Source organism: Pikeienuella piscinae, from assembly GCF_011044155.1.
GTDB lineage: Bacteria > Pseudomonadota > Alphaproteobacteria > Rhodobacterales > Rhodobacteraceae > Pikeienuella > Pikeienuella piscinae.
Map to the genome: position 1 here is coordinate 742793 of NZ_CP049056.1, position 20299 is coordinate 763091.

The window sequence follows — 20299 nt, forward strand, 5'->3', positions numbered from 1 at the left end:
ACATCGACGGACTGCGCGTCCAGCCGCCCTTCCCTTTCGCGCCGGTTTATGGCCATTTGCGCGGCGTGGCCTGAAGATGGAATGAAGGGGCGAACATGAAACGGATCGGAGCGGCCCTGGCGTCGATTCTGACGGCTGTGGCGCTGTCAGGCTGCAGCGGGAGCATTTTTGGCGACGACGCTGAAGAGGCCGCGGCGCAGGCTGCTCAACTGCCGCACAAAATTCCGGTCGAGCGGATTGAGACGATGGAGCTGGGGCGGCTCTACGACGGCTACATGCTGACGGCCTACGCGATCGCGCCGGGCGTCGGCTATTACCAGCCCGAGCTTCGCCCCCGTTATGAAGGTGGATTGTCGGCTGACGGTTTCTACGAATTCGATTTCCTCGTGCGCCCGCCCGAAGACCTGACGATCGACCCCGGCGCGCCGCTTTCCGCGCGCATGGTGCGCGGCGATTTCGAGTTGCCGGTCGACAAATTGCGCGGGGCCGCCGGCGTTCGCGTCTGGTCGGCGCAGGATTCGGTCGAAGGGCGGTTCTAGACGCGCGACGTGACGAAGCGCTCGGTGCGCGATACGCCCATATAAACGATGCTTCGCATGTCCCGTAACGCGCTCATCCACGGGCGTCCGGGGTCGTGAGCGGACATTCGCTCACGTCCCGGATTCGACCGGCACGATCCGCACGCCCTTCTCGCCGGCCGAGAGCGCGATCTCGCCGCGCCGAAGCCGGATCGCGTCTTCGCCAAAGGCTTCGCGCCGCCAGCCGTTCAGCGCCTTCACTTCGGGCGTCTCCTCATGTGCGAGCGCGTCGAGATCGGCGGCTGACGCGATCAACCGCTGCGCTACGCCGAGATCGTCGGCCTTCGCCTTCAACAGCACGCGCAGGAGATCCGCGAGCGCCTGCCCGCCGGCCTTCGGCCTGGCGCGTTCCGGCGCGGGCGGCGCCTTCACCGGGTTGGCGACGCCCTCCGCGACCATCGCGAGAATCGCCTCAAGCGTCTCGGGCTTGCGCCCCTCGCGCTGCAGCGCCCGGCTTTCCAGAAGTTTCTCGCGGCTGGTCGGCCGACTCGCCGCGATTTCCAGAATCGCCTCGTCCTTGAGGATGCGGCCGCGCGGCTGGTCGCGCTCCTGCGCCGTCGCCTCGCGCCAGCGCGCGAGGGTGTGGACGACGCCGAGAAACCGCGGATCGGTCGAACGGGTCTTGATCCGCCGCCAGGCGTCCTCGGGCTCGACCACATAGGTTTCACGCGCGCGTAGCGTCTCCAGTTCGCTGGCGACCCAGGCGGCGCGGCCGGTCTCCTCCAACTGGGCGGCGAGCTTCTCGTAGATCACCCGCAGATGGGTCACGTCGCCAGCGGCGTAGGCGAGCTGTTTCTCGCTCAACGGCCGGCGCGCCCAGTCGGTGAACCGCGATGACTTGTCGAGCCGGGCGCCGGCCAGCTTGCGCACCAGCGTCTCGTAACCGGCCTGATCGCCGAACCCGCACACCATCGCGGCGATCTGCGTGTCGAAGATCGGCGATGGCACCTCGCCCATCAGGTTGACGAAAATCTCGACGTCCTGGCGCGCGGCGTGAAAGACCTTCGTCACCGCGGGATCGCGCATCAGATCGAACAGCGGCGCCAGATCCAGCCCGGCCAGCGGGTCGATGAGAACCGCGTTCTCCGCCCCGTCCGCATCCAGCGGCCGCGCGATCTGCACCAGGCATAGCTGCGGCCAGTATGTCCGCTCGCGCATGAACTCGGTGTCGATCGTGACATAAGTCGCCTGCGCCATCTCGCGACAAACAGCCTCAAGTCTATCCTGCCCGGTGATCAGTTCGTAATCTTTCTTCATCGCCCGGTTTTCGCCTGAATCATATCATCTTGACATTGATCTCTAATCCGGATCGCTGGTCATGTATACATCGTGCCGGCGCGCGCGCCTATTTCACGCCGTCGCACCCAATTTATTCTCCACCGGATGATGCGCCCGGCGCGATTCCGGCATAGAGTCGCGCCGTTTGTAAACCATGCGACCGCGCCAGCAGGGCCGCGGATCAAGGAGGACGGCATGCTGAAGAAGACCGCTTGCGCACTGGCGCTGACAGGAATGATCGGACTGGGCGCCGGCTGCGCAAATGACGAGACCGGCGCACGCAGCGCCGGCGCCGGCGCGCTCGGCGGCGGCGCGCTCGGCGCCGGAATCGGCGCGCTCGTCGGCGGGCGTCAGGCAGCGCTGATCGGCGCCGGCATCGGCGCCATCGCCGGAGCCGGAATCGGCACCTATCTCAACCAGCAGCAGCGCGACCTGGAGCAGAACCTCGAAGGCACCGGCGCGACGGTGACCAATACCGGCGAGGCGCTTCTGGTGAACATGCCGGCGGAAGTGACCTTCGCGGTCGACCGCGCGGACATCCAGCCGCAGTTCTATAACCCGCTGGCGCGCGTTGCGAACACGCTCAACCAGTATGAGAGCAGCCTTATCGACGTCATCGGCCATACCGACAGCACCGGTGAGGCGGGCTACAATCAGGCGCTGAGCGAGCGGCGCGCGGACAGTGTCGCCGGCTTCCTGATCAATCGTGGCGTGCTGTCCGATCGCATAATCGCCTATGGGCGCGGCGAGACCGAGCCGATCGCCACCAACGAAACCGCGTCGGGCCGGGCGATGAACCGTCGGGTCGAGTTGATCATCACGCCGATCACCGAAGGGTGAACCGCGCGCGGGCGGCCTCCATCCGGGCCGCCCGCGACGCTGTTTTCGGCGTTGTGACCGATACCGCGCGCGCCCCGCGCTTGCGTTCCCGTCTCTGGGCGGAGTTCATGCTGTTTTTTGTCGGCGCGCCGCTGGCGATGACGGCGACGTTCGGGCGCTACCCCCTCTTTCCAGTGCTGATCGGCCTGACACTCTGCGCCGCGCTCCTGCTGCAGATCACGCCCGGTTGGCGCTGGCGGATGCTTCTGAGGGGCCCCGTCCTTGGAGAATGGCGGATCATCCTTCTCCTCGTCGCCGCGACCGTCAGCGTCTCCGTTGCGGTCATTTTCGCCTTCGCGCCCCACCGGTTCCTCGATCTGCCGCAACATCGAACCGGGCTCTGGCTGGCGATCATGGCTTTCTATCCGCTACTTTCCGCCCTGCCGCAGGAGATCATCTACCGCTCACTGTTCTTCGAGCGCTATGGGGCGCTCTTCCCTTCAAAATGGGCTGCCGTGACCGCCAACGGCGCTGCCTTCGCGCTCGGCCATCTCTTTTTCGCGAACGGCGTGACGCTGAGCATGACGGCGGTCGGCGGCGCGTTCATGGGCTGGGCGTATCTGCGCCATCGCTCCTTCGGGCTGGCGTGGGTTCTGCACTCGCTGGCCGGGCAGATCATCTTCACCGTCGGACTCGGCATATTCTTCTATCATGGCGCGGTGCGCTAAGGCCGGCTTGACTTGGCCGGCCGCGTATCGTGTATCCGGCGCGATCCATCCGGAGAGACATCATGCACGCATATCGCAGCCATACCTGCGCCGATCTTCGCGCCGTCAATGTCGGCGACGCCGTCCGGCTATCCGGCTGGGTCCACCGGGTGCGCGATCATGGCGGCGTGCTGTTCATCGATCTGCGGGACCATTACGGCGTCACGCAGCTTCTGGCTGACAGCGACAGCCCCGCCTTCAAGGATGTGGAGAAGGTCCGCGCCGAATGGGTCATTCGCATCGATGGCGTGGTGAAGGCGCGCGACGCCGACCTCGTCAACCCGAAGCTGCCGACCGGCGAGATCGAGGTCTTCATCCGCGAGCTTGAAGTCCTTGGCGCGGCCGACGAGCTGCCCCTGCCGGTTTTCGGCGAACTGGACTACCCGGAGGAGACCCGGCTCAAATACCGTTTTCTCGACCTCCGGCGCGAGAAGCTGCATCAAAATATCGTGCTGCGCTCGAAGGTGATCTCCTCGATCCGCCGTCGAATGACCGATCTCGGCTTCATGGAGTTCCAGACGCCGATCCTGACAGCGTCGTCGCCCGAAGGGGCGCGTGATTTCCTCGTACCTTCGCGCCTTCATCCGGGCAAGTTCTACGCCCTGCCGCAGGCCCCGCAGCAGTTCAAGCAGCTGATCATGGTCGCCGGCTTCGACCGCTATTTCCAGATCGCGCCCTGCTTTCGCGACGAGGACCCCCGCGCCGACCGCTCACCGGGCGAGTTCTACCAGCTTGACATGGAGATGAGCTTCGTCGAGCAGGAGGACGTCTTCCAGGCGATCGAGCCGCTGATGCGCGGCGTCTTCGAGGAGTTCGGCGGCGGGCGCGCCGTGACGCCGACCTTCCCGCGCATCCCCTACCGCGAGGCGATGCTGAAATACGGCTCCGACAAGCCGGATCTCCGCAACCCGATCGAGATGCAGGTGGTGAGCGAGCATTTCGCAGGCTCCGGCTTCAAGATCTTCGCCAACATGCTGGAGACGCCCGGAACCGAAATCCGCGCGATCCCGGCGCCTTCCGGCGGCAGCCGAAAGTTCTGCGACAGGATGAACTCCTGGGCGCAGAAAGAGGGCCTGCCGGGGATGGGGTATATCTTCTGGCGGGACGCCGAGGGCGGCGTCGAGGCGGCCGGCCCGCTCGCGAAGAACATCGGCCCGGAGCGCTCTGAGGCGATCCGCACCCAGCTTGATCTGAAATCCGGCGACGCGGCCTTCTTCCTCGCCGGCCAGCCCGAGAAATTCGTCGACGTGGCCGGCAAGGCGCGGAACGTGATCGGCGAGGAGCTTGGCCTCACCGCGAAGGATCGGTTCGATTTCTGCTGGGTCGTCGATTTCCCGATGTATGAGAAGGACCCGGAGACCGGCGCGCTCGACTTCTCGCACAACCCGTTCTCGATGCCGCAGGGCGGGCTGGAGGCGCTGGAGAGCGGCGACCCGCTCAACGTGCTCGGCTACCAGTACGACATCGTCTGCAACGGCGTGGAGCTTTCTTCCGGCGCGATCCGGAACCACAAGCCGGAGATCATGTACAAGGCCTTCGAAATCGTCGGCCACGACAAGGCGTTCGTGGACGCGAATTTCGGCGGCATGCTGGACGCGTTCCGCTACGGCGCCCCGCCCCACGGCGGCATCGCGCCGGGGATCGACCGGATGGTGATGCTGCTGGCGGACGCGGAGAATATCCGCGAAGTCATCATGTTCCCGATGAACCAGCGCGCCGAGGACCTGATGATGGGCGCGCCTGCGGAGGCGACGAACGAGCAGCTTCGCGATCTTGGGTTGAGGCTTGCGCCGAAAAGCTGAGATGTCGGAAGGTCGGCGGCTCAATCCGTCGCGGCGTCCGCCACCGTCTCCACCGCGCCGACGGTGACGTCCACCGCGCCGCCGACCACCGTCGTGGTGGCGTCGACCGCAGTCCCGACCGCCGTCGTCACGACGCACCCGCCGAGACAGAGCGTCGCGCAGGCGGCGTATGCAATTCGCTTCATCGCCCTCGCCTTTCCGATATCCGGCCCCATCATGCCATGAAACGCGGCGCCTGTCGCCCAGACGGCTCAGGGCGCGGACAACTCCAACGCCAGGGCGTGCACCGGCCCGGCCAGTTCTTCGCTGAGCGCGGCGTGCACCGCCCGGCTCCGCTGGACCCGGCTCATCCCGCTGAACGACGCCGCGCGCATACGGACACGGAAATGCGTCTCGCCGCCCTCACGCCAGCCGCCATGCCCGCGATGCTGTTCGCTCTCGTCGATGACCTCAAGCGCCTCCGGAGCGAAGCCCGCCTGCAGTTTTTTCTCGATCCGCGCCGCCACGTTCATCATGTTCCTCATCATTATTTCGCGCTTCGCGGTTGGCCCCGCCGCACCATGGGCTAAACTCACCGGCCGACTCGCCCGATCTGAGAGAACCATGTCCGCCCGTTCGCCGCTCGATTACGACATCTCCGTCACCGCCGACAAGCGCCGGCGGGCGCGGACGCGCGGGCTGAGCGGGGAAATCGCGTCGGAGGCGCGGAAATGCGACTGGTCCGGCTGCTCCAACCCCGGACTTTTCCGCGCCCCTAAATCGCGCGAGGAGTTGAACGAATACCGCTGGTTCTGCCAGGCGCACATCCGCGACTTCAACAAGTCCTGGAATTACTACGAAGGCTGGTCGGAGGCGGCGCTGGATTCCCAGCGGCGCGCCGAATTCGCGTGGGAGCGGCCGACATGGCGCCTAGGCCAGAGGCCGATCCGCCCGGACGGCGCCCCCGGTCACGCCGATGGCCGCGCCTGGGCGCGCTGGGGTTTTCAGGACCCGCTCGAGGTTCTCGGAGAAAACGCGACGATCAACCCCGGCGGCGCGGCCGAAGCGGCGCGCCGGCGTACGCGACTTCTGCCGAAAAACGAACAGAGCGCGCTGGAGATTCTCGGCTGCACGCCGGATACCCCCAAAACCGATATCCGCAGGCGTTATCGCGCCCTGGTGAAGGACCTGCACCCCGACATGAAAGGCGGCGCGCGCGAAGACGAAGACCGCCTGCGCGACGTGGTCTGGGCCTGGGATCAGATCAAGGGGTCGCGCAGCTTCCGCTAACGGCGGCGCCGCTTCGGACTTTCGTCGCCGTCTTGCGCCGCCATCGCCCCGCCCTTAAACACGGGTCCGAACCACGGGGCCGCATCTCGGCCCGCTGAACGATACGAAGGAATTCCACATGGCGGATGGCGGAGCCAAGCTGACGGATGCGCCGAACACCGAGATCGACGTCAAAAAGGTCTTCGGTTTCGACGCGAAGATGCCCGTCAAGGGATTTTCCCAGCGTACGGAGCGGGTTCCGGAACTCGACCCGAACTACGTGTTCGATCACGACACCACGCTCGCCATTCTCGCCGGGTTCGTCTTCAATCGCCGGGTGATGATCCAAGGCTATCACGGCACGGGGAAATCGACGCATATCGAACAGGTTGCGGCGCGGCTCAACTGGCCCTGCGTGCGCGTCAATCTTGACAGTCATATCAGCCGTATCGACCTGATCGGCAAGGATGCGATCCGCCTTGTGGACGGCAAGCAGGTGACCGAGTTCAAGGAGGGCATCCTCCCCTGGGCGTTGCGCAACCCGACCGCCATCGTCTTCGACGAATACGACGCCGGGCGCCCGGACGTGATGTTTGTGATACAGCGGGTGCTGGAGGTCGACGGCAAGCTGACGCTGCTCGACCAGAACGAGGTGATCCACCCGCATCCCTCCTTCCGGCTCTTCGCGACGGCGAACACGGTCGGGCTGGGCGACACCACCGGCCTCTATCATGGCACGCAGCAGATCAACCAGGGCCAGATGGACCGCTGGTCGCTGGTCACCACGCTGAACTATCTGCCGCACGATCAGGAGGCGGCGATCGTTCACTCCAAATGCCCGATGACCGACAAGAAGATCATCTCGCAGATGGTGACGGTCGCGGACCTGACGCGGAACGCGTTCATGAACGGCGACCTCTCTACGGTGATGAGCCCGCGGACAGTGATCGCCTGGGCCGACAACGCCGCGATCTTCCACGATGTCGGCTTCGCTTTCCGCGTGACGTTCCTCAACAAATGCGACGAGTTGGAGCGCCAGACGGTGGCCGAGTTCTACCAGCGCTGCTTTGGCGAGGAGTTGCCGGAAAGCGCCGCATCCGTCAGCCTCGGCTGACTGTCGCAATGCATATCGGCTTGATCGGCGGAATCGGGGTCGCGGCGACGCTGGTCTATTATCAGCGGCTGACTGCGGCGATGGAGGCGCGCGGCGCGCGGCTGGAGCTGACGATCGCGCACGCCCATGTGCACGATCTCGTCCGCAACAACCTCGCCGACAACCGCGCCGCGCAGGCCGAAATCTACGTCCGTCTGATCGACCAGCTGCGCGCCGCCGGCGCGGATTGCGCGGCGATCACCTCTCTCGGCGGGCATTTCTGCTTCGAGGAGACGAAGGCGCTCTCGTCACTCCCGCTCGTCTCCGCCGTCGCGCCGCTCGACGACCACTTCGCGTCCGAAGGGCTTCGCCGGGTGGGTCTTCTCGGGACCAGGGTGGTCATGCGCACCAGACTCTATGGCCAGCTCAGGAAGACCGAGGCGGTCGCGCTCGATGACGAGATCGACGAGATCGGCCAGAGCTATCAGGACGTCGCGGTCGCCGGAATTTGCGACGAGGCGATGCGCGCGCGGTTCCTCGACGCCGGGCGACGCCTTGTCGAAGACGCGGGCGCGGAGGCCGTGGTGTTGGCCGGCACCGACCTCAACCTCGCCTTCGACGGACAGACGACCGGCTATCGGGTGATCGACGCGCTGGACGTACATGTCGATCTGCTCGCGCGCCTCGCCGCGGGCGAGACCACCCTCGAAGCGGCGGAGGCGGCCTGATGAGCGGCAACAAACCAGACAGCCCGGCCGAACCGTTCAAGAAGGCGCTAGGAGAGGCGACGCGAGCGCTGGCGAACGAGCCGGAATTGAACGTCTCCTATTCAGTCGACCCGCCGGGCATGGCGAACGACACGCTGCGCCTGCCGCAGGTATCGCGGCGGATGACGCGCGCGGAAGTGATGCTGGCGCGCGGCGCGGGCGACGCCGCGGCGCTCAAGATGCGGTTTCACAACCCCGGCACGCATGGACGCTACACGCCACAGGGCGAGACGGCGCGCGGACTCTACGAGGCGATGGAGACCGCGCGTTGCGAGGCGCTCGGCGCCCGCGCGATGCCCGGCGTCGGCGACAATCTCGACGCGCGGCTCGCTGACGACGCGACGAAACGCGGGTTGGGCGAGATCACGAAAATGGCCGACGCGCCGCTCGCCGACGCGGCGGCGATGATGCTGCGCTGCGCCGCGACGGGGCGCGAGGCGCCGGCGGGCGTCGCCAACGTGCTCGACCTCTGGCGGGATCATCTCGAAGGCAACGCCGGCCCGGCGATGGCCGCTCTCGCCGGCAATCTGGAGGACCAGACCGCCTTCGCCCGCAGCGCCTGGAAGCTGATCGAGGACCTCGGCTATGGCGACCAGCTCGGCGACGACCCGGACGCGCCCGAGGACGAAAACGACGAGAACGAGGACGCCCCCGAGGAGGAGGAATCCGACGGCGGCGAGGAAGAAGGCGGCGAAGACGACAACCAGGACGAATTCGCGCCCGAAGACAGCGAGAGCGCCGAGACGCAGCGCGCCGAGGTCGAAGCCGAACTGGAAGAGACCGACGGCGAGGACAGCGACGCCCCGAGCGAGGACGAAGGCGCTCCGCCCGACGCGCCGCCGCAGCTTCCCGACAGCGAGGCGAGCCCGGATTACAAGATCTACACGCGCGCCCATGACGAGGAGATCACCGCCGAGGATCTCTGCGACGAGCAGGAGCTGGATCGCCTGCGCTCCTATCTCGACAAGCAACTGGAGCCGTTGAAGGGCGCGGTCGGCCGGCTCGCCAACAAACTCCAGCGGCGACTTCAGGCGCAGCAGAACCGCTCCTGGGTCTTCGATCTGGAGGAGGGCGTTCTGGACGCCGGGCGGCTCGCGCGCGTGGTGACCAATCCGATGACGCCGCTCAGCTTCAAGATGGAGACGGAGACCGAGTTCAAGGACACCGTCGTCTCGCTGCTGATCGACAATTCAGGCTCGATGCGCGGCCGACCGATCTCCATCGCCGCGATCTCCGCCGATGTTCTGGCGCGGACGCTGGAACGCTGCCAGGTGAAGGTCGAAATCCTCGGCTTCACGACGCGCGCCTGGAAAGGCGGACAGGCGCGAGAGGACTGGCTGAAGGCCGGGCGCCCCGCGGCGCCGGGCCGGCTGAACGATCTGCGCCATATCATATTCAAGTCGGCCGACGCGCCCTGGCGGCGAGCCCGGCGCAATCTCGGGCTGATGATGCGCGAAGGATTGCTGAAGGAGAATATCGACGGCGAGGCGCTGGAATGGGCGCATCGCCGCCTCGCGCACCGTCCGGAGCAGCGGCGCATTCTGATGGTGATCTCGGACGGCGCGCCGGTCGATGATTCGACGCTCAGCGTGAATCCTTCGAATTACCTGGAACGCCACCTGCGCGACGTCATCGCGATGATCGAGCGGCGCCGCGCGGTGGAGCTTCTGGCGATCGGGATCGGCCATGACGTTACGCGCTACTATCAGCGCGCGGTCACCATCACCGATGTCGAACAACTCGCCGGGGCGATGACCGAGCAACTCGCCGCATTGTTCGAGTCGGACCCCCGCGCCCGCGCCCGTCTCGCGCGAGACGAGACCCGGCAGCCCGCCCGCCGCCGCGCCTGACCCCTAGCGGCGCTTTCGTGGAAACATCAGGCCGCTACGTTTCGATTTGCGCCGCCTCGGGCGGATCGTGAAAAAAAAGAGCGCCAGTACGCCCGCCCCGACAAAGGCCGGCGCCGCCAGCACGGGCAGGAAAAGGATATCCCAGAGATCGGGCGATATCCGCTTCTCGATAAAGGCGTTCAGGCCGATCAGGCTCGACCGGTTCAGCCCGGCCCAGTATTCCGCAGTCGACGTGAAATCGACCGGTTGGCCCTCAATCGGCCCCCGCCAGAGATCCCAGCCTAACGCCGCGAGTGCGAGCAGGCTGAAAAACAAGAAGAAAAACCGGCGCACACGCCCTCCCGGCGCCGCATTGCGGTCTCTGCCTGAAACGATACCGGACGCTAGCGGCATCCCACCCGCCGTTCAACCGTCCGCTGCGGCGCGCGGAAACGAAGCGGGCGCCCCTGCCCCCTTGAGACGGTTCGCCAATGGCATTAATCGTCCGCTGAATGCGAAGGGCACAGCCATGTTCACCGGAATCATCACGTCGATGGGCGAAATCACCGCAACCGAACGGCGCGGCGACGATTTGCGTCTGACCGTCGCCTGCGATTATCGCCCGGAAACGATCGCGATCGGCGCCTCGATCGCCTGCTCCGGCGTATGTCTGACGGCGACGGCGCGCGGGCCGCACGCGCGCGGCGGCTGGTTCACCGCCGATGTATCGGCGGAGACGCTCTCGAAGACAACGCTAGGGGGGCTTGGAACCGGCGACCATCTCAACCTTGAGCGCGCGCTGAAGGTCGGCGACGAGTTGGGCGGCCATATCGTCAGCGGTCATGTCGACGGCGTCGGCGAGATCGTCGCGCTCACGCCTGATGGAGAGAGCCTTCGCGCGACGGTATCCGCACCCGCCCCGATCGTCCGCTTTATCGCCGCGAAAGGCTCTGTCGCGATGGACGGCGCATCGCTGACCGTGAACGAGGTCGACGGCGCGAATTTCGGCGTGAACCTCATACCCCACACCCGCGCGGTCACGACATTCGGCGCGCTTGAAATCGGCGCGAAAGTCAATCTGGAGATCGATGTGCTCGCGCGCTATGTCGCGCGGCTGGCGGAAGCCGCATAAGCCGTCATGGCGTCGATCCTGAAACGCGCGCGGCGGCCCGCATTTCCGTTGGCTGGTCTCTACTTCGAACCGGAGACGCGCAAGCGCCTCGAAGGGCGAACCATGATCCTCGGCTTGGGCGCGCAGAAAGCGGGGTCGAGTTGGCTGTTCTCGCGTCTCGCCGCCGCGCCGGAAATCGCCGCGCCGGCGCTGAAGGAGTGGCATTTCTTCGATTGCTGGCTACGCCCGGACCTCACTGCGGATGTCAGCCGGATCATGGCGCAAAACGAGGCGCGCATCCGCGCCCGCAACCCGGACGGCCCGCGCGCCCGCGCCCATGCAGCCCGGCGCGCAGCCCTTCAGCGCCCCGCCGCCTATCTGGAGCATTTCGCCGCGGCGAGCGCGAAGCCTTTCATGATCGACGTCTCGCCCGAATACGCGCTGCTGGACGCGGACGATCTCGAGAATGTCGCGGCGTATTTCAGGGCCGCCGGCGTTCGGCTCCGCCCTGTCTTCGTCATGCGCGACCCGGTGGAGCGGCTCTTTTCCTACGCCCGCGCGCTCGGCGCGGCGCGGGGCAAGGACCCGGCGCGCATTTTCCGCGCCGCGCTCAAGGACCCCGTGGTGATGGCGCGCAGCCGCTACGAGACGACGCTCAGCGCGCTCTGGTCAGCGTTTCCGCGCGAGGAAGTCGCGATCGGCTTTTACGAACACCTGACGACGGACGAGTCGGCGCTCGCGGCACTCGCCACGCAGATCGGCCTCGCCCCGCCGCCAGCCGCGCCTGAGCGCCGCGTGAACGCTTCTCCGGAGGCGGCGCTGCCGCAGCGCGACGCCGCGGAAGCGCGCGCCCGGCTCGCGCCGACCTACGCTTTCATCAAGGAGCGGCTGGGCGCCGAGACGCCGGCGAGTTGGGGTCTTTCCAGAAGTTGAACGCCGCGGAACGACCGCTCACCCGATCCGCCCCCGCTGACTGATACGCCTCGCGAAGGGTCAGGAACCGGCGCGCGTGGCTGGTCAGCCGGCCCGCGGAGGGGCAGGAAGACGCCGGAGAAGCGCGGCGCGCGTGTTGCGCCCTACGGGGAGGGTCGGTCTATAGTCGGCCCGCCGGCGACGACGACCGGCGCAAACCAATGGTCCGCGGAATGAAGATACTGGTGGCTGAGGATGACCAGCAGGCCGCCGAGTTTATCCGTAAGGGGCTAAGCGAGGAGGGCCATAACGTCGTGGTCGTTTCCGACGGTCGCGATGCGCTCTCCTATTGCCTCTACAACCCTTGCGACATCATCGTCCTCGACCGGATGATGCCGGGGATGGACGGGCTTTCCGTCCTGAAGGCGCTGCGCGCCGCCGGGCGTCGAATGCCGGTGATCTTTCTCACCGCCATGGGCGATGTCGACGACCGCGTGGAGGGCTTGCGCGCGGGCGGCGACGACTATCTTGTCAAGCCCTTTCATTTCTCCGAGCTGACCGCCCGGATCGCGGCGTTGGCCCGCCGCCCCGCCGCCAGCGAGGCGACGACCAGGCTCCGGGTGCATGATCTGGAACTGGATCTTCTGACCCGCACCGCGAGCCGCGGCGGAGTGACCATCGACCTGCTGGCGAAAGAATTCGCGCTTCTGGAGATATTGATGCGCAACGCCGGGCGCATCGTCACCCGAACCATGCTGCTCGAACAGGTCTGGGATTTCAGTTTCGATCCCAAGACCTCCGTCGTCGAGACGCATATGAGCCGGCTCCGCGCGAAGATCGACAAGCCCTTCGAGACGCCGCTGATCCACACCACGCGCAATTCCGGCTATTCGCTTCATGCGCCCCGGTAATATCCTCTCCGGCGCCGCGTTTCGCGTCGTCGCGCTGTCGCTCTCGGTATTCTGCGTCGTGATGCTGATCGCCGGTTTCGCCATCCTCGAAATCGTGCGCGCATCGATGATCAACGACATCCGGTCGAAGATCGTGGAGGAGGTCATTCTCTTCGACGAGATCTACCGGAACGAAGGTCCTTCCGCCCTCTCCGACGCGATTGACCGGCTCGCCCGATCCCGGATGCCGGCGCAGCCCATCGTCGGGCTCTTCGCCGAGAACGGCGCGCGCCTCGCCGGCGATGTCGAACTGGCGCCGGACTTCTATGGCTGGGGCACGATCGCCCAGAAGGTGGCCGGGGCGAAAGCCGCGCAGGGCTATCATGTGGAGGTCGTGTCGCTGGCGGGGCGCAAGGTTGTGGTGGGGCGACGCCTCGACCTCGTCGAAGCGATGGAAAGGACGCTCACAAGGGCGCTGCTGATTGCCGGCGCGGTGGTCATTCTCGTCTCGCTGACGATCGGCTATTTCGTCAGCCGCGGCGCCCTCGACAAGCTGGAAAAGATGGCGGCGGTGCTGGAGGACGTCTCGCGCGGCGAAAGCGGCGCGCGGCTGAAAGTCGGCGCGGGGCGTGATCAGATCGACCGGATCTCGGTGATGATCAACGCGCATCTCGACCGGCTTTCGACGTTGATGGAGACCACGAGGAATTCGATCATCGCGGTCGCCCATGACCTCAGGACGCCGCTCAACCGCGCGTTCCTCTCCGTCCAGAAAGCCTCCGACAAGCGGACCGGCGCCGATGAGCGCGAAGCGGCGCTGAACGCGGCGAGCGCTGAGATTGAAGGGATCGGCGAGACCTTCGAGACGATCCTGCGCATCGCGCGCATCGCATCCTCGGACGATACCGCCGGGTTCGAACGGGTCTCGGCGACGGCGTTGGTCGAAGAGATCGCGGAGACCTATCAGCCCGTGCTGGAGGAGGCCGGGCGCGAGTTGATCTTCGAAACGCCGCCGGACGATCCCGCTTGGATCAGCGGCGACCGGCGAATGCTCTTTCAGATGCTGGTGAACCTCGTGGAGAACGCCGCTCGCTACGCGCCCGAGGGAACGCAGGTGACGCTTGGCGCGCGCCGCGACGATCGGGACGTGCTGATCGAGATAGCCGATCATGGGCCCGGTATTCCAGCAGAGCGGCGCGAAGATGCGGTCAAACCCCTCCATCAGCTTTCCGGACTCGGCGAGGCGGGCGGCGCCGGGCTTGGCCTTGCGCTGGTCCGCGCCGTCGCCGACCGTCACCGCGCGAAGCTCCGGCTCTCGGACAACGCGCCCGGACTCCGCGTCTCGATCCGGTTTCGGGCTGTCGCCGACTGACCCGCCGGAAATCTTACGAATTCGTAAGAATCGCGAAACACGCATGCATGGATCGGCGCCGATATGGCGTTCATGGCCCGTCCCGAGCGGGCCGCCGATCAAGGAAACTGAAATGACATATCACGCAAAGACGCACCGGCCCCGACCGGCCCGCGCCGGCGCTATCGGGATTGGCGCCTGCGCCGGCCTCGCTGCGGCGCTGCTCTGGTCGCCAGTCGCCAGCGCCGACACCGAACCGCATCAGGTCGCCAATCTCGTGGAGCGGGTCAGCCCCGCGGTGGTCACGGTTCTTACAACGCAGGAGCGGCAGGTCGCCGCCGGGCGCGGCATGGGCGAGAGCCCGTTTCCCCCCGGCTCTCCCTTCGACGAATTCTTCAAGCGCTTCCAGCCGCCGCCAGGCATGCGGCGCGGTGACGGCGGCGCGCCGTCGCACGCGCTCGGTTCCGGTTTCATGATCGGGAGCGACGGCTACATCGTCACCAACAACCATGTCGTCGACAACGCCACGAAAGTGCGGGTGAAGCTCTCCGACGAACGTGAGTTCGACGCGCAGGTCGTTGGCGTCGACGAGCAGACCGACCTCGCGCTTCTCAAGGTCGACGCGGAAGACCTGCCCTTTCTGAAACTCGGTGACAGCGCCACGATGCGGGTCGGCGACGACGTGGTCGCGGTCGGCAATCCGTTCGGCCTCGGCGGAACGGTCACGCGCGGCATAATCTCGGCCAAGGGTCGCGATATCCACGCCGGACCCTATGTCGACTTCATCCAGACCGACGCCGCGATCAACCACGGCAATTCGGGCGGACCGTTGTTCAACCTCGAAGGCGAGGTGATCGGCGTCAACGCCGCGATCTATTCGCCGTCGGGCGGCTCGGTCGGGGTCGGTTTCGCCATCCCCTCGAACACGGTGAAATTCGTCGTCGCCCAACTGAAGGACGAAGGCGAAGTGCAGCGCGGCTGGCTTGGCGTCTCCATCCAGGACGTGACGCCCGAAATCGGCCTCGCCGTCGGCATGGAGACGCCGCACGGCGCACTCGTCGCGCAAGTGCTGGAGGACGCGCCGGCGACCGGAAAGCTGAAGGCGGGCGACGTGATCGTCGGCTTCAACGGTCAGGAAGTCGGCGCCAGCCACGACCTTCCGCGCCTTGTCGCAGCCGTTCCCGCCAACGAGACCGTCCCGGTCGACATCATCCGTGACGGCGCCGAGAAGACGGTCAAGGTGAAGATCGGCGCGTTGAAGGCGGAGCGACATGCCGACGCGGGCGAAATCGCGCCCGCTGGCGGCGCCGTCTCAGACCGGCTCGGCGCGACCTTCGCCGCACTGACGCCCGAGACGCGCCAGCGCCTCAACCTGGAGCCCGACGCCTCAGGCGCCGTCGTCGCGGATCTCGATGCGGACGGGCCTGCGGCGGAGGCCGGGCTTCGGGTCGGCGACCTGATCGTGCGCGTAGGCGACCAGCCCGTTACATCGCCGAAGCAACTCGAAACCGCTGTCGGCGAGATCAAGAAGGATGCGGCGCTGCTGCAGGTGGAACGCCCTGGCGGCAGGATCTTTGTCGGCGTGCATCTGAAGGCGTGACGCCAAACCGCCATAACAAAAACAGCCACCGGCCGCCGCTATCGCGCGGCCGGCGGCCCCGGACTCTGGCCCCCGCTCCGCCGTGAACAACGCTGGCCCGACGCTGTCCGCTCGCTGCGCTGTATGGGCCATGCCGGACGGGTCGTCGGGGCCTTGGCGCCGATTAACAGCAATGCCGCTCTGGATGCGCCTGTGGTGGCCTACATGTCCGGTGCTTTCCGGTCTGATTCAAAGGATATGGCCTCCCCCGCTCTGGGGGCGCGGCCTCGCAACGTGGCGCCTGTCCCTGCCATTCGTCGGCCCCACGGGCGGAATCCAAGACGGTCACGCGTCCTCTCAGGATCAGGACGAGCACGACCGCGATGCCCACGCTGATCGCGCCAGTCACCTAGCCCCCGACGATCATGGTCAGACCGCCTGCGGCGAGGCCGGCCCAGGCAATCCAGTTGGCCCAACCAAAGAACCATCCCTGCGCCAAGAAGGCCGCGAGACCGATCCTGGGGCGCTCGACAGAGGTCCGGATCGGGTCTACCCGCATAGGCGGGCACGGTCACCGGCGGAGCGGTGGTGAACACCACCGTAGAGCAGAAGGTGAGCAGATGCGCGGTCAGCCGCGCGACTCCCTGATTGGCGACGCCCGGCGTGAAGAGCATGCAGATCAGCATTAGGTTGGGTGGAAACAGGTCGACCTACCTGACCAGCTTGAGCCGCTCCGGCGTCGGGTGGCGGAATTTCGCAACGCGGCGCCGCCGATGCGGCTAGAATCGCATTCCGTCCATCCGGCCGCACACGCGCGTCCGCGTCGCCGTTCCGTCGTTGATTTTCAACGTCTGTCCTGCCCTACTGCGCTGAACGGGGCGCGGCCCCGAGACAATGGGGGGAAACTGGCTAATGGCCCGCGTGATGATCGTGGAGGACGAACCGCATATCGTCGAGAGCCTGACCTTCCTGTTCAGTCGCGAGGGATTCGAGGTGACCGCGCATGACGATGGCGAGGCGGCGTTCGCGGCGCTCGACGCCGCGCCGCCCGATGTTCTCGTCCTCGACGTCATGCTGCCCGGGCTGAACGGCTTTGAACTTCTGCGCCGCGTGCGCGCCAAGCCAAATTTGGCGGCGCTGCCGGTTCTGGTGCTGACTGCGAAAGGCCAGCGACGCGACCGCGAGACCGCCGAAGCCTCGGGCGCCGACCGGTTCATGACCAAGCCGTTCTCGAACGCGGAGCTGATCGCGACGGTCAAGGCGCTCGCGGGATGACGGCGCCGCCCCCAGCCGAACCGCCGGGGTCGCCTCCGCCAGAGGATAATCAGACGCTCGCGATGACTGAGGCCGACATGGCCGACAAGGCCGCATTCAAGGCCGAGCGGACATACGAAGCCGCCATGGCGCTGCCGATCGCCGGTCTCGCGCTGTTCACGCCGCCGCTGATTGGGCTTTTCGCCTCCGACGCCGGCGTCTTCGGCGTTCCGATGATCGTCGCCTACATGTTCGCGGCCTGGGTGGCGCTGGTCCTCTGCGCCTATCTGCTCGCGCGCCGGATCAAGCGCGCAAACCCGGACCGCATGGGAAGCGAGGGCGACGCATGACTTTCGGCGTCGACATGATCCTTCCCGTGTCGTTCGGCTATGTCGCGCTGCTTTTTCTACTCGCCTGGTGGGTGGACCGGCGGGCGGCGCGGGGCGGCGTCGCTTGGCTGCGCTCGCCGCTGACCTACACTCTTTCACTCTCGGTCTACTGCACCGCCTGGACGTTCTACGGCGCAGTCGGCGCGGCGACGCGCAAGGGGCTGGAATTCGCCCCCATCTACCTCGGGCCGACGCTGGTCTTCATCGGCTGGTGGTGGCTGATCCGCAAGCTCGTCCGCATCGGGCGGACGCACCGGATCACGTCGATCGCCGACATGATATCCTCTCGCTACGGCAAGTCCCGCGCCCTCGCCGCCTTCGCGACGGTTGTCGCTGTCACCGCGACGACGCCTTATATCGCGCTTCAACTTCAGTCGCTGACGCTCAGTTACGAAGTCATTACCGGTGGCGATCCGAGCCAGGACAGGAAGATCGCATTCGTCGCCGCGCTCGGGCTCGGGCTCTTCACGATCCTGTTCGGCACCCGCTCGCTCGATGAGAACGAGCGTCACTACGGCGTCGTCGCCGCGATCGCGATGGAAGCGGTGGTGAAGCTCGCGGCGGTGATCGCGGTCGGCCTCTATGCGGTCTTTTCGGTCGCCGGCGGCGTCGAGGCGACCTTCGCCGGGACCACGGCGGAGAGCCTCAATCTCGACCAGACCTTTGGCCCGCGCTGGATGACGCTGCTGTTTCTTTCGGCCGCCGCGATCATCTGCCTGCCTCGCCAGTTTCAGGTCACCGTGGTCGAGAACACCGATGAACGGCATCTGCTGACCGCGTCGTGGATGTTTCCGACATACATGCTGCTGATGTCGCTCTTCATCCTGCCGATCGCCGCAATCGGCGTCGGCGCCGCGCCCGCCGGCGCGAACCCGGATCTCTTCGTCCTGACGCTGCCGCTGAACCGCGGCGACAACGAACTGGCGATCTTCGCCTTCATCGGCGGGCTCTCCGCCGCGACCTCGATGGTCATCGTCTCCACCATCGCGCTTTCCACCATGGTCTCAAACCATATCGTCGCGCCGCTCTCGGTCCGGCTGATGAGCGAGGCGGGGTCGGAACGTTCGGGCGACGTCAAGAGCGCGCTTCTCACCTCCCGCCGTGTGGCGATCCTGGGCATACTCTCGCTCGGGTACGCCTATTTCAGCGTCGCCGGACGGTCGGACGCGCTGGCGGCGACCGGGCTCATCGCGTTCTGCGGCGTCGCGCAATTCCTGCCGGCGCTGCTGGCGGGCGTTTTCTGGCGCGGCGCGACGCGGACCGGCGCGGCGGCCGGGTTGACGCTCGGCTTCGCGCTGTGGCTCTGGACGCTGTTTCTGCCCAGCTTTGGCGGCGATGTCGCGCTGCCCGCCTCGGTGCTGGCGGACGGACCGTTTGGAATCGGCCTCCTGAGACCCTACGCGCTCTTCGGCTCCCCCGGCGCGGACCCGCTGGTTCACGCCACGGTCTGGAGCCTCGGAGTCAACGCCACGGCGCTGGTCCTTGTCAGCCTGATGAGCCGGATGAGCCCACTGGAACGCCTTCAGGGCGCGCTATTCGTAGATGTTTTCCGGGCCGAACCCCTCCGCGCTTTCAGTCTCGTGCGCCGGTCCGCCGCCTCTTCAGATCTCTATATCCTCGCGCAGCGCATCCTCGGCACCAGCGAAGCGACGGCCGTATTTCGCGGCGCGGCGGCCCGGCAGGGAAAAGCGACCGGCCTGCCCGACCCGACCCCGTTCTTCATCTCCGGGCTGGAGCGGCGACTCGCAGGTTCGGTCGGCGCCGCGTCCGCTCACGCGATGGTCAACCGCATCGCCGGGGGCGAGAAGATCTCCATGGCGGAGCTGGTCGACATGGCTGACGAGAACGCCAAACTGCGCCGCGCGACCGAGGCGCTGCGCGCCAAATCCGCCGAAGCCGAACAGACCGCGCGCCAGCTCAGGGCCGCCAACGAGCAGCTCAAGACGCTCGATGCGCGCAAGGACGAGTTTCTCAGCCAGGTGAGCCACGAGTTACGCACGCCGATGACCTCCGTGCGCTCCTTCGCCGAGATTCTGGAACGCAACCCGGGTCTCGACGCCGCGCAACGGGGCCGCTTCGCCGGGATTATCCAGACTGAAAGCCTGCGCCTCACCCGCCTTCTGGACGAAATCCGCGACCTGAGCTTCCTCGACGATCCGCTTCCGGCCGAGCGCCGGCCGATCGACGCGGAGGCGGCGCTCGCCTCAGCCATCGAAATCTCCCTCGCGCCGCACGAGAAAACCAGCGTCAATCTGAAATGGGAAAATCGTGCCGGCGACGCGGTGATCGAGGCCGACCCGGATCGCCTCACCCAAGTATTCATCAATCTGATCTCGAACGCCATCATTCACAACGACAAGCCGGTCGCCGAGATCGAAATCCGCACCGCCAAGGACGGGCGCGAGTACCGCGTCGATGTCATCGATAACGGCCCCGGAGTCGCACCCAGGGATCGTGACCGGATATTCGAGACCTTCTTTCGCCGTTCGACCCGGGGATCGGCCGGTCTCGGCCTGCCGATCTGCCGGAAGTTCATGACGCTTTTCAAAGGCTCGATCGAACTCGCGCCGGAATCCGGCGGAGGCGCGCACTTCATCCTCAGGGCGCCGCTGGCGGGCACACGCGGCTGACC

Annotated in this window: 20 protein-coding genes; 16 read left to right on the forward strand and 4 right to left on the reverse strand. The window is 66.5% G+C overall.

Annotated elements, in window-relative coordinates; translation table 11 throughout:
* The first annotated feature begins 95 nt into the window (after positions 1-95).
* Positions 96-539, forward strand: coding sequence for a hypothetical protein (locus G5B40_RS03535; protein WP_165095069.1), 444 nt, complete (start codon positions 96-98; stop codon positions 537-539).
* 111 nt (positions 540-650) lie between these two features.
* On the opposite strand, the gene rnd is transcribed toward G5B40_RS03535, so the two are convergent.
* The gene (rnd, locus tag G5B40_RS03540; protein WP_165095071.1) at positions 651-1835 is read right to left on the reverse strand and encodes a ribonuclease D; all 1185 of its coding nucleotides are present in this window, start codon (positions 1833-1835) and stop codon (positions 651-653) included.
* A gap of 216 nt (positions 1836-2051) precedes the next feature.
* On the opposite strand from rnd, the gene G5B40_RS03545 reads away from it, so the two are divergent.
* The 3 genes from G5B40_RS03545 to aspS all read left to right on the forward strand — a co-directional run bounded on the left by G5B40_RS03545 (position 2052) and on the right by aspS (position 5244).
* Complete coding sequence (locus G5B40_RS03545; protein ID WP_165095074.1) at positions 2052-2696, forward strand: YiaD family glycine zipper/OmpA-like lipoprotein; 645 nt, start codon at positions 2052-2054, stop codon at positions 2694-2696.
* A 107-nt stretch (positions 2697-2803) separates the two neighbouring features.
* Complete coding sequence (locus G5B40_RS03550; RefSeq protein ID WP_165095077.1) at positions 2804-3403, forward strand: CPBP family intramembrane glutamic endopeptidase; 600 nt, start codon at positions 2804-2806, stop codon at positions 3401-3403.
* A 62-nt stretch (positions 3404-3465) separates the two neighbouring features.
* On the forward strand, positions 3466-5244 hold the full coding sequence (aspS, locus tag G5B40_RS03555; protein ID WP_165095080.1) for an aspartate--tRNA ligase: 1779 nt from the start codon (positions 3466-3468) through the stop codon (positions 5242-5244).
* Between the two features lie 20 nt (positions 5245-5264).
* On the opposite strand, the gene G5B40_RS03560 is transcribed toward aspS, so the two are convergent.
* Both G5B40_RS03560 and G5B40_RS03565 read right to left on the reverse strand, forming a co-directional pair.
* The gene (locus G5B40_RS03560) at positions 5265-5429 is read right to left on the reverse strand and encodes a hypothetical protein (RefSeq protein ID WP_165095083.1); all 165 of its coding nucleotides are present in this window, start codon (positions 5427-5429) and stop codon (positions 5265-5267) included.
* Between the two features lie 66 nt (positions 5430-5495).
* Positions 5496-5756 carry a BolA family protein gene (locus tag G5B40_RS03565; protein WP_165103217.1) on the reverse strand — a complete coding sequence of 87 codons (261 nt, stop codon included), beginning with the start codon at positions 5754-5756 and terminating at the stop codon, positions 5496-5498.
* Between the two features lie 91 nt (positions 5757-5847).
* On the opposite strand from G5B40_RS03565, the gene G5B40_RS03570 reads away from it, so the two are divergent.
* The 4 genes from G5B40_RS03570 to cobT all read left to right on the forward strand — a co-directional run bounded on the left by G5B40_RS03570 (position 5848) and on the right by cobT (position 10202).
* Entirely contained in the window at positions 5848-6513 is a 666-nt protein-coding gene (locus G5B40_RS03570) for a J domain-containing protein (protein WP_165095086.1), read from the forward strand.
* Between the two features lie 118 nt (positions 6514-6631).
* Positions 6632-7606: a cobaltochelatase subunit CobS gene (gene cobS, locus G5B40_RS03575; protein ID WP_165095089.1), complete on the forward strand. Its 975-nt coding sequence runs from the start codon at positions 6632-6634 to the stop codon at positions 7604-7606.
* Positions 7607-7614: 8 nt separating this feature from the next.
* Positions 7615-8313 (forward strand): aspartate/glutamate racemase family protein, encoded by a 699-nt coding sequence (locus G5B40_RS03580; protein WP_165095091.1) that lies wholly within the window; start codon positions 7615-7617, stop codon positions 8311-8313.
* Entirely contained in the window at positions 8313-10202 is a 1890-nt protein-coding gene (gene cobT, locus G5B40_RS03585) for a cobaltochelatase subunit CobT (RefSeq protein ID WP_165095094.1), read from the forward strand. The genes G5B40_RS03580 and cobT overlap by 1 nt, the downstream gene beginning before the upstream one ends.
* A 3-nt stretch (positions 10203-10205) precedes the next feature.
* Here the strand turns inward: cobT and G5B40_RS03590 are convergent, their stop codons facing one another.
* On the reverse strand, positions 10206-10535 hold the full coding sequence (locus G5B40_RS03590) for a hypothetical protein (RefSeq protein ID WP_165095097.1): 330 nt from the start codon (positions 10533-10535) through the stop codon (positions 10206-10208).
* 175 nt (positions 10536-10710) lie between these two features.
* Here G5B40_RS03590 and G5B40_RS03595 point away from each other — a divergent pair, with 175 nt between their 5' ends.
* The 8 genes from G5B40_RS03595 to G5B40_RS03630 all read left to right on the forward strand — a co-directional run bounded on the left by G5B40_RS03595 (position 10711) and on the right by G5B40_RS03630 (position 20297).
* Positions 10711-11313 (forward strand): riboflavin synthase, encoded by a 603-nt coding sequence (locus G5B40_RS03595; protein ID WP_165095100.1) that lies wholly within the window; start codon positions 10711-10713, stop codon positions 11311-11313.
* A 6-nt stretch (positions 11314-11319) separates the two neighbouring features.
* The gene (locus tag G5B40_RS03600; protein WP_211907407.1) at positions 11320-12225 is read left to right on the forward strand and encodes a sulfotransferase; all 906 of its coding nucleotides are present in this window, start codon (positions 11320-11322) and stop codon (positions 12223-12225) included.
* A 212-nt stretch (positions 12226-12437) separates the two neighbouring features.
* Positions 12438-13115 carry a response regulator gene (locus G5B40_RS03605; RefSeq protein WP_165103220.1) on the forward strand — a complete coding sequence of 226 codons (678 nt, stop codon included), beginning with the start codon at positions 12438-12440 and terminating at the stop codon, positions 13113-13115.
* Positions 13102-14466 (forward strand): HAMP domain-containing sensor histidine kinase, encoded by a 1365-nt coding sequence (locus G5B40_RS03610; RefSeq protein ID WP_165095105.1) that lies wholly within the window; start codon positions 13102-13104, stop codon positions 14464-14466. Before G5B40_RS03605 ends, G5B40_RS03610 begins: the two co-directional genes overlap by 14 nt.
* A 112-nt stretch (positions 14467-14578) precedes the next feature.
* Entirely contained in the window at positions 14579-16045 is a 1467-nt protein-coding gene (locus G5B40_RS03615; protein WP_165095108.1) for a DegQ family serine endoprotease, read from the forward strand.
* A gap of 891 nt (positions 16046-16936) precedes the next feature.
* Positions 16937-17299, forward strand: coding sequence for a response regulator transcription factor (locus G5B40_RS03620; protein WP_246209696.1), 363 nt, complete (start codon positions 16937-16939; stop codon positions 17297-17299).
* 62 nt (positions 17300-17361) lie between these two features.
* The gene (locus G5B40_RS03625; protein WP_165095111.1) at positions 17362-17628 is read left to right on the forward strand and encodes a hypothetical protein; all 267 of its coding nucleotides are present in this window, start codon (positions 17362-17364) and stop codon (positions 17626-17628) included.
* Positions 17625-20297 (forward strand): sensor histidine kinase, encoded by a 2673-nt coding sequence (locus tag G5B40_RS03630; RefSeq protein ID WP_165095113.1) that lies wholly within the window; start codon positions 17625-17627, stop codon positions 20295-20297. Before G5B40_RS03625 ends, G5B40_RS03630 begins: the two co-directional genes overlap by 4 nt.
* Positions 20298-20299 lie beyond the last annotated feature (2 nt).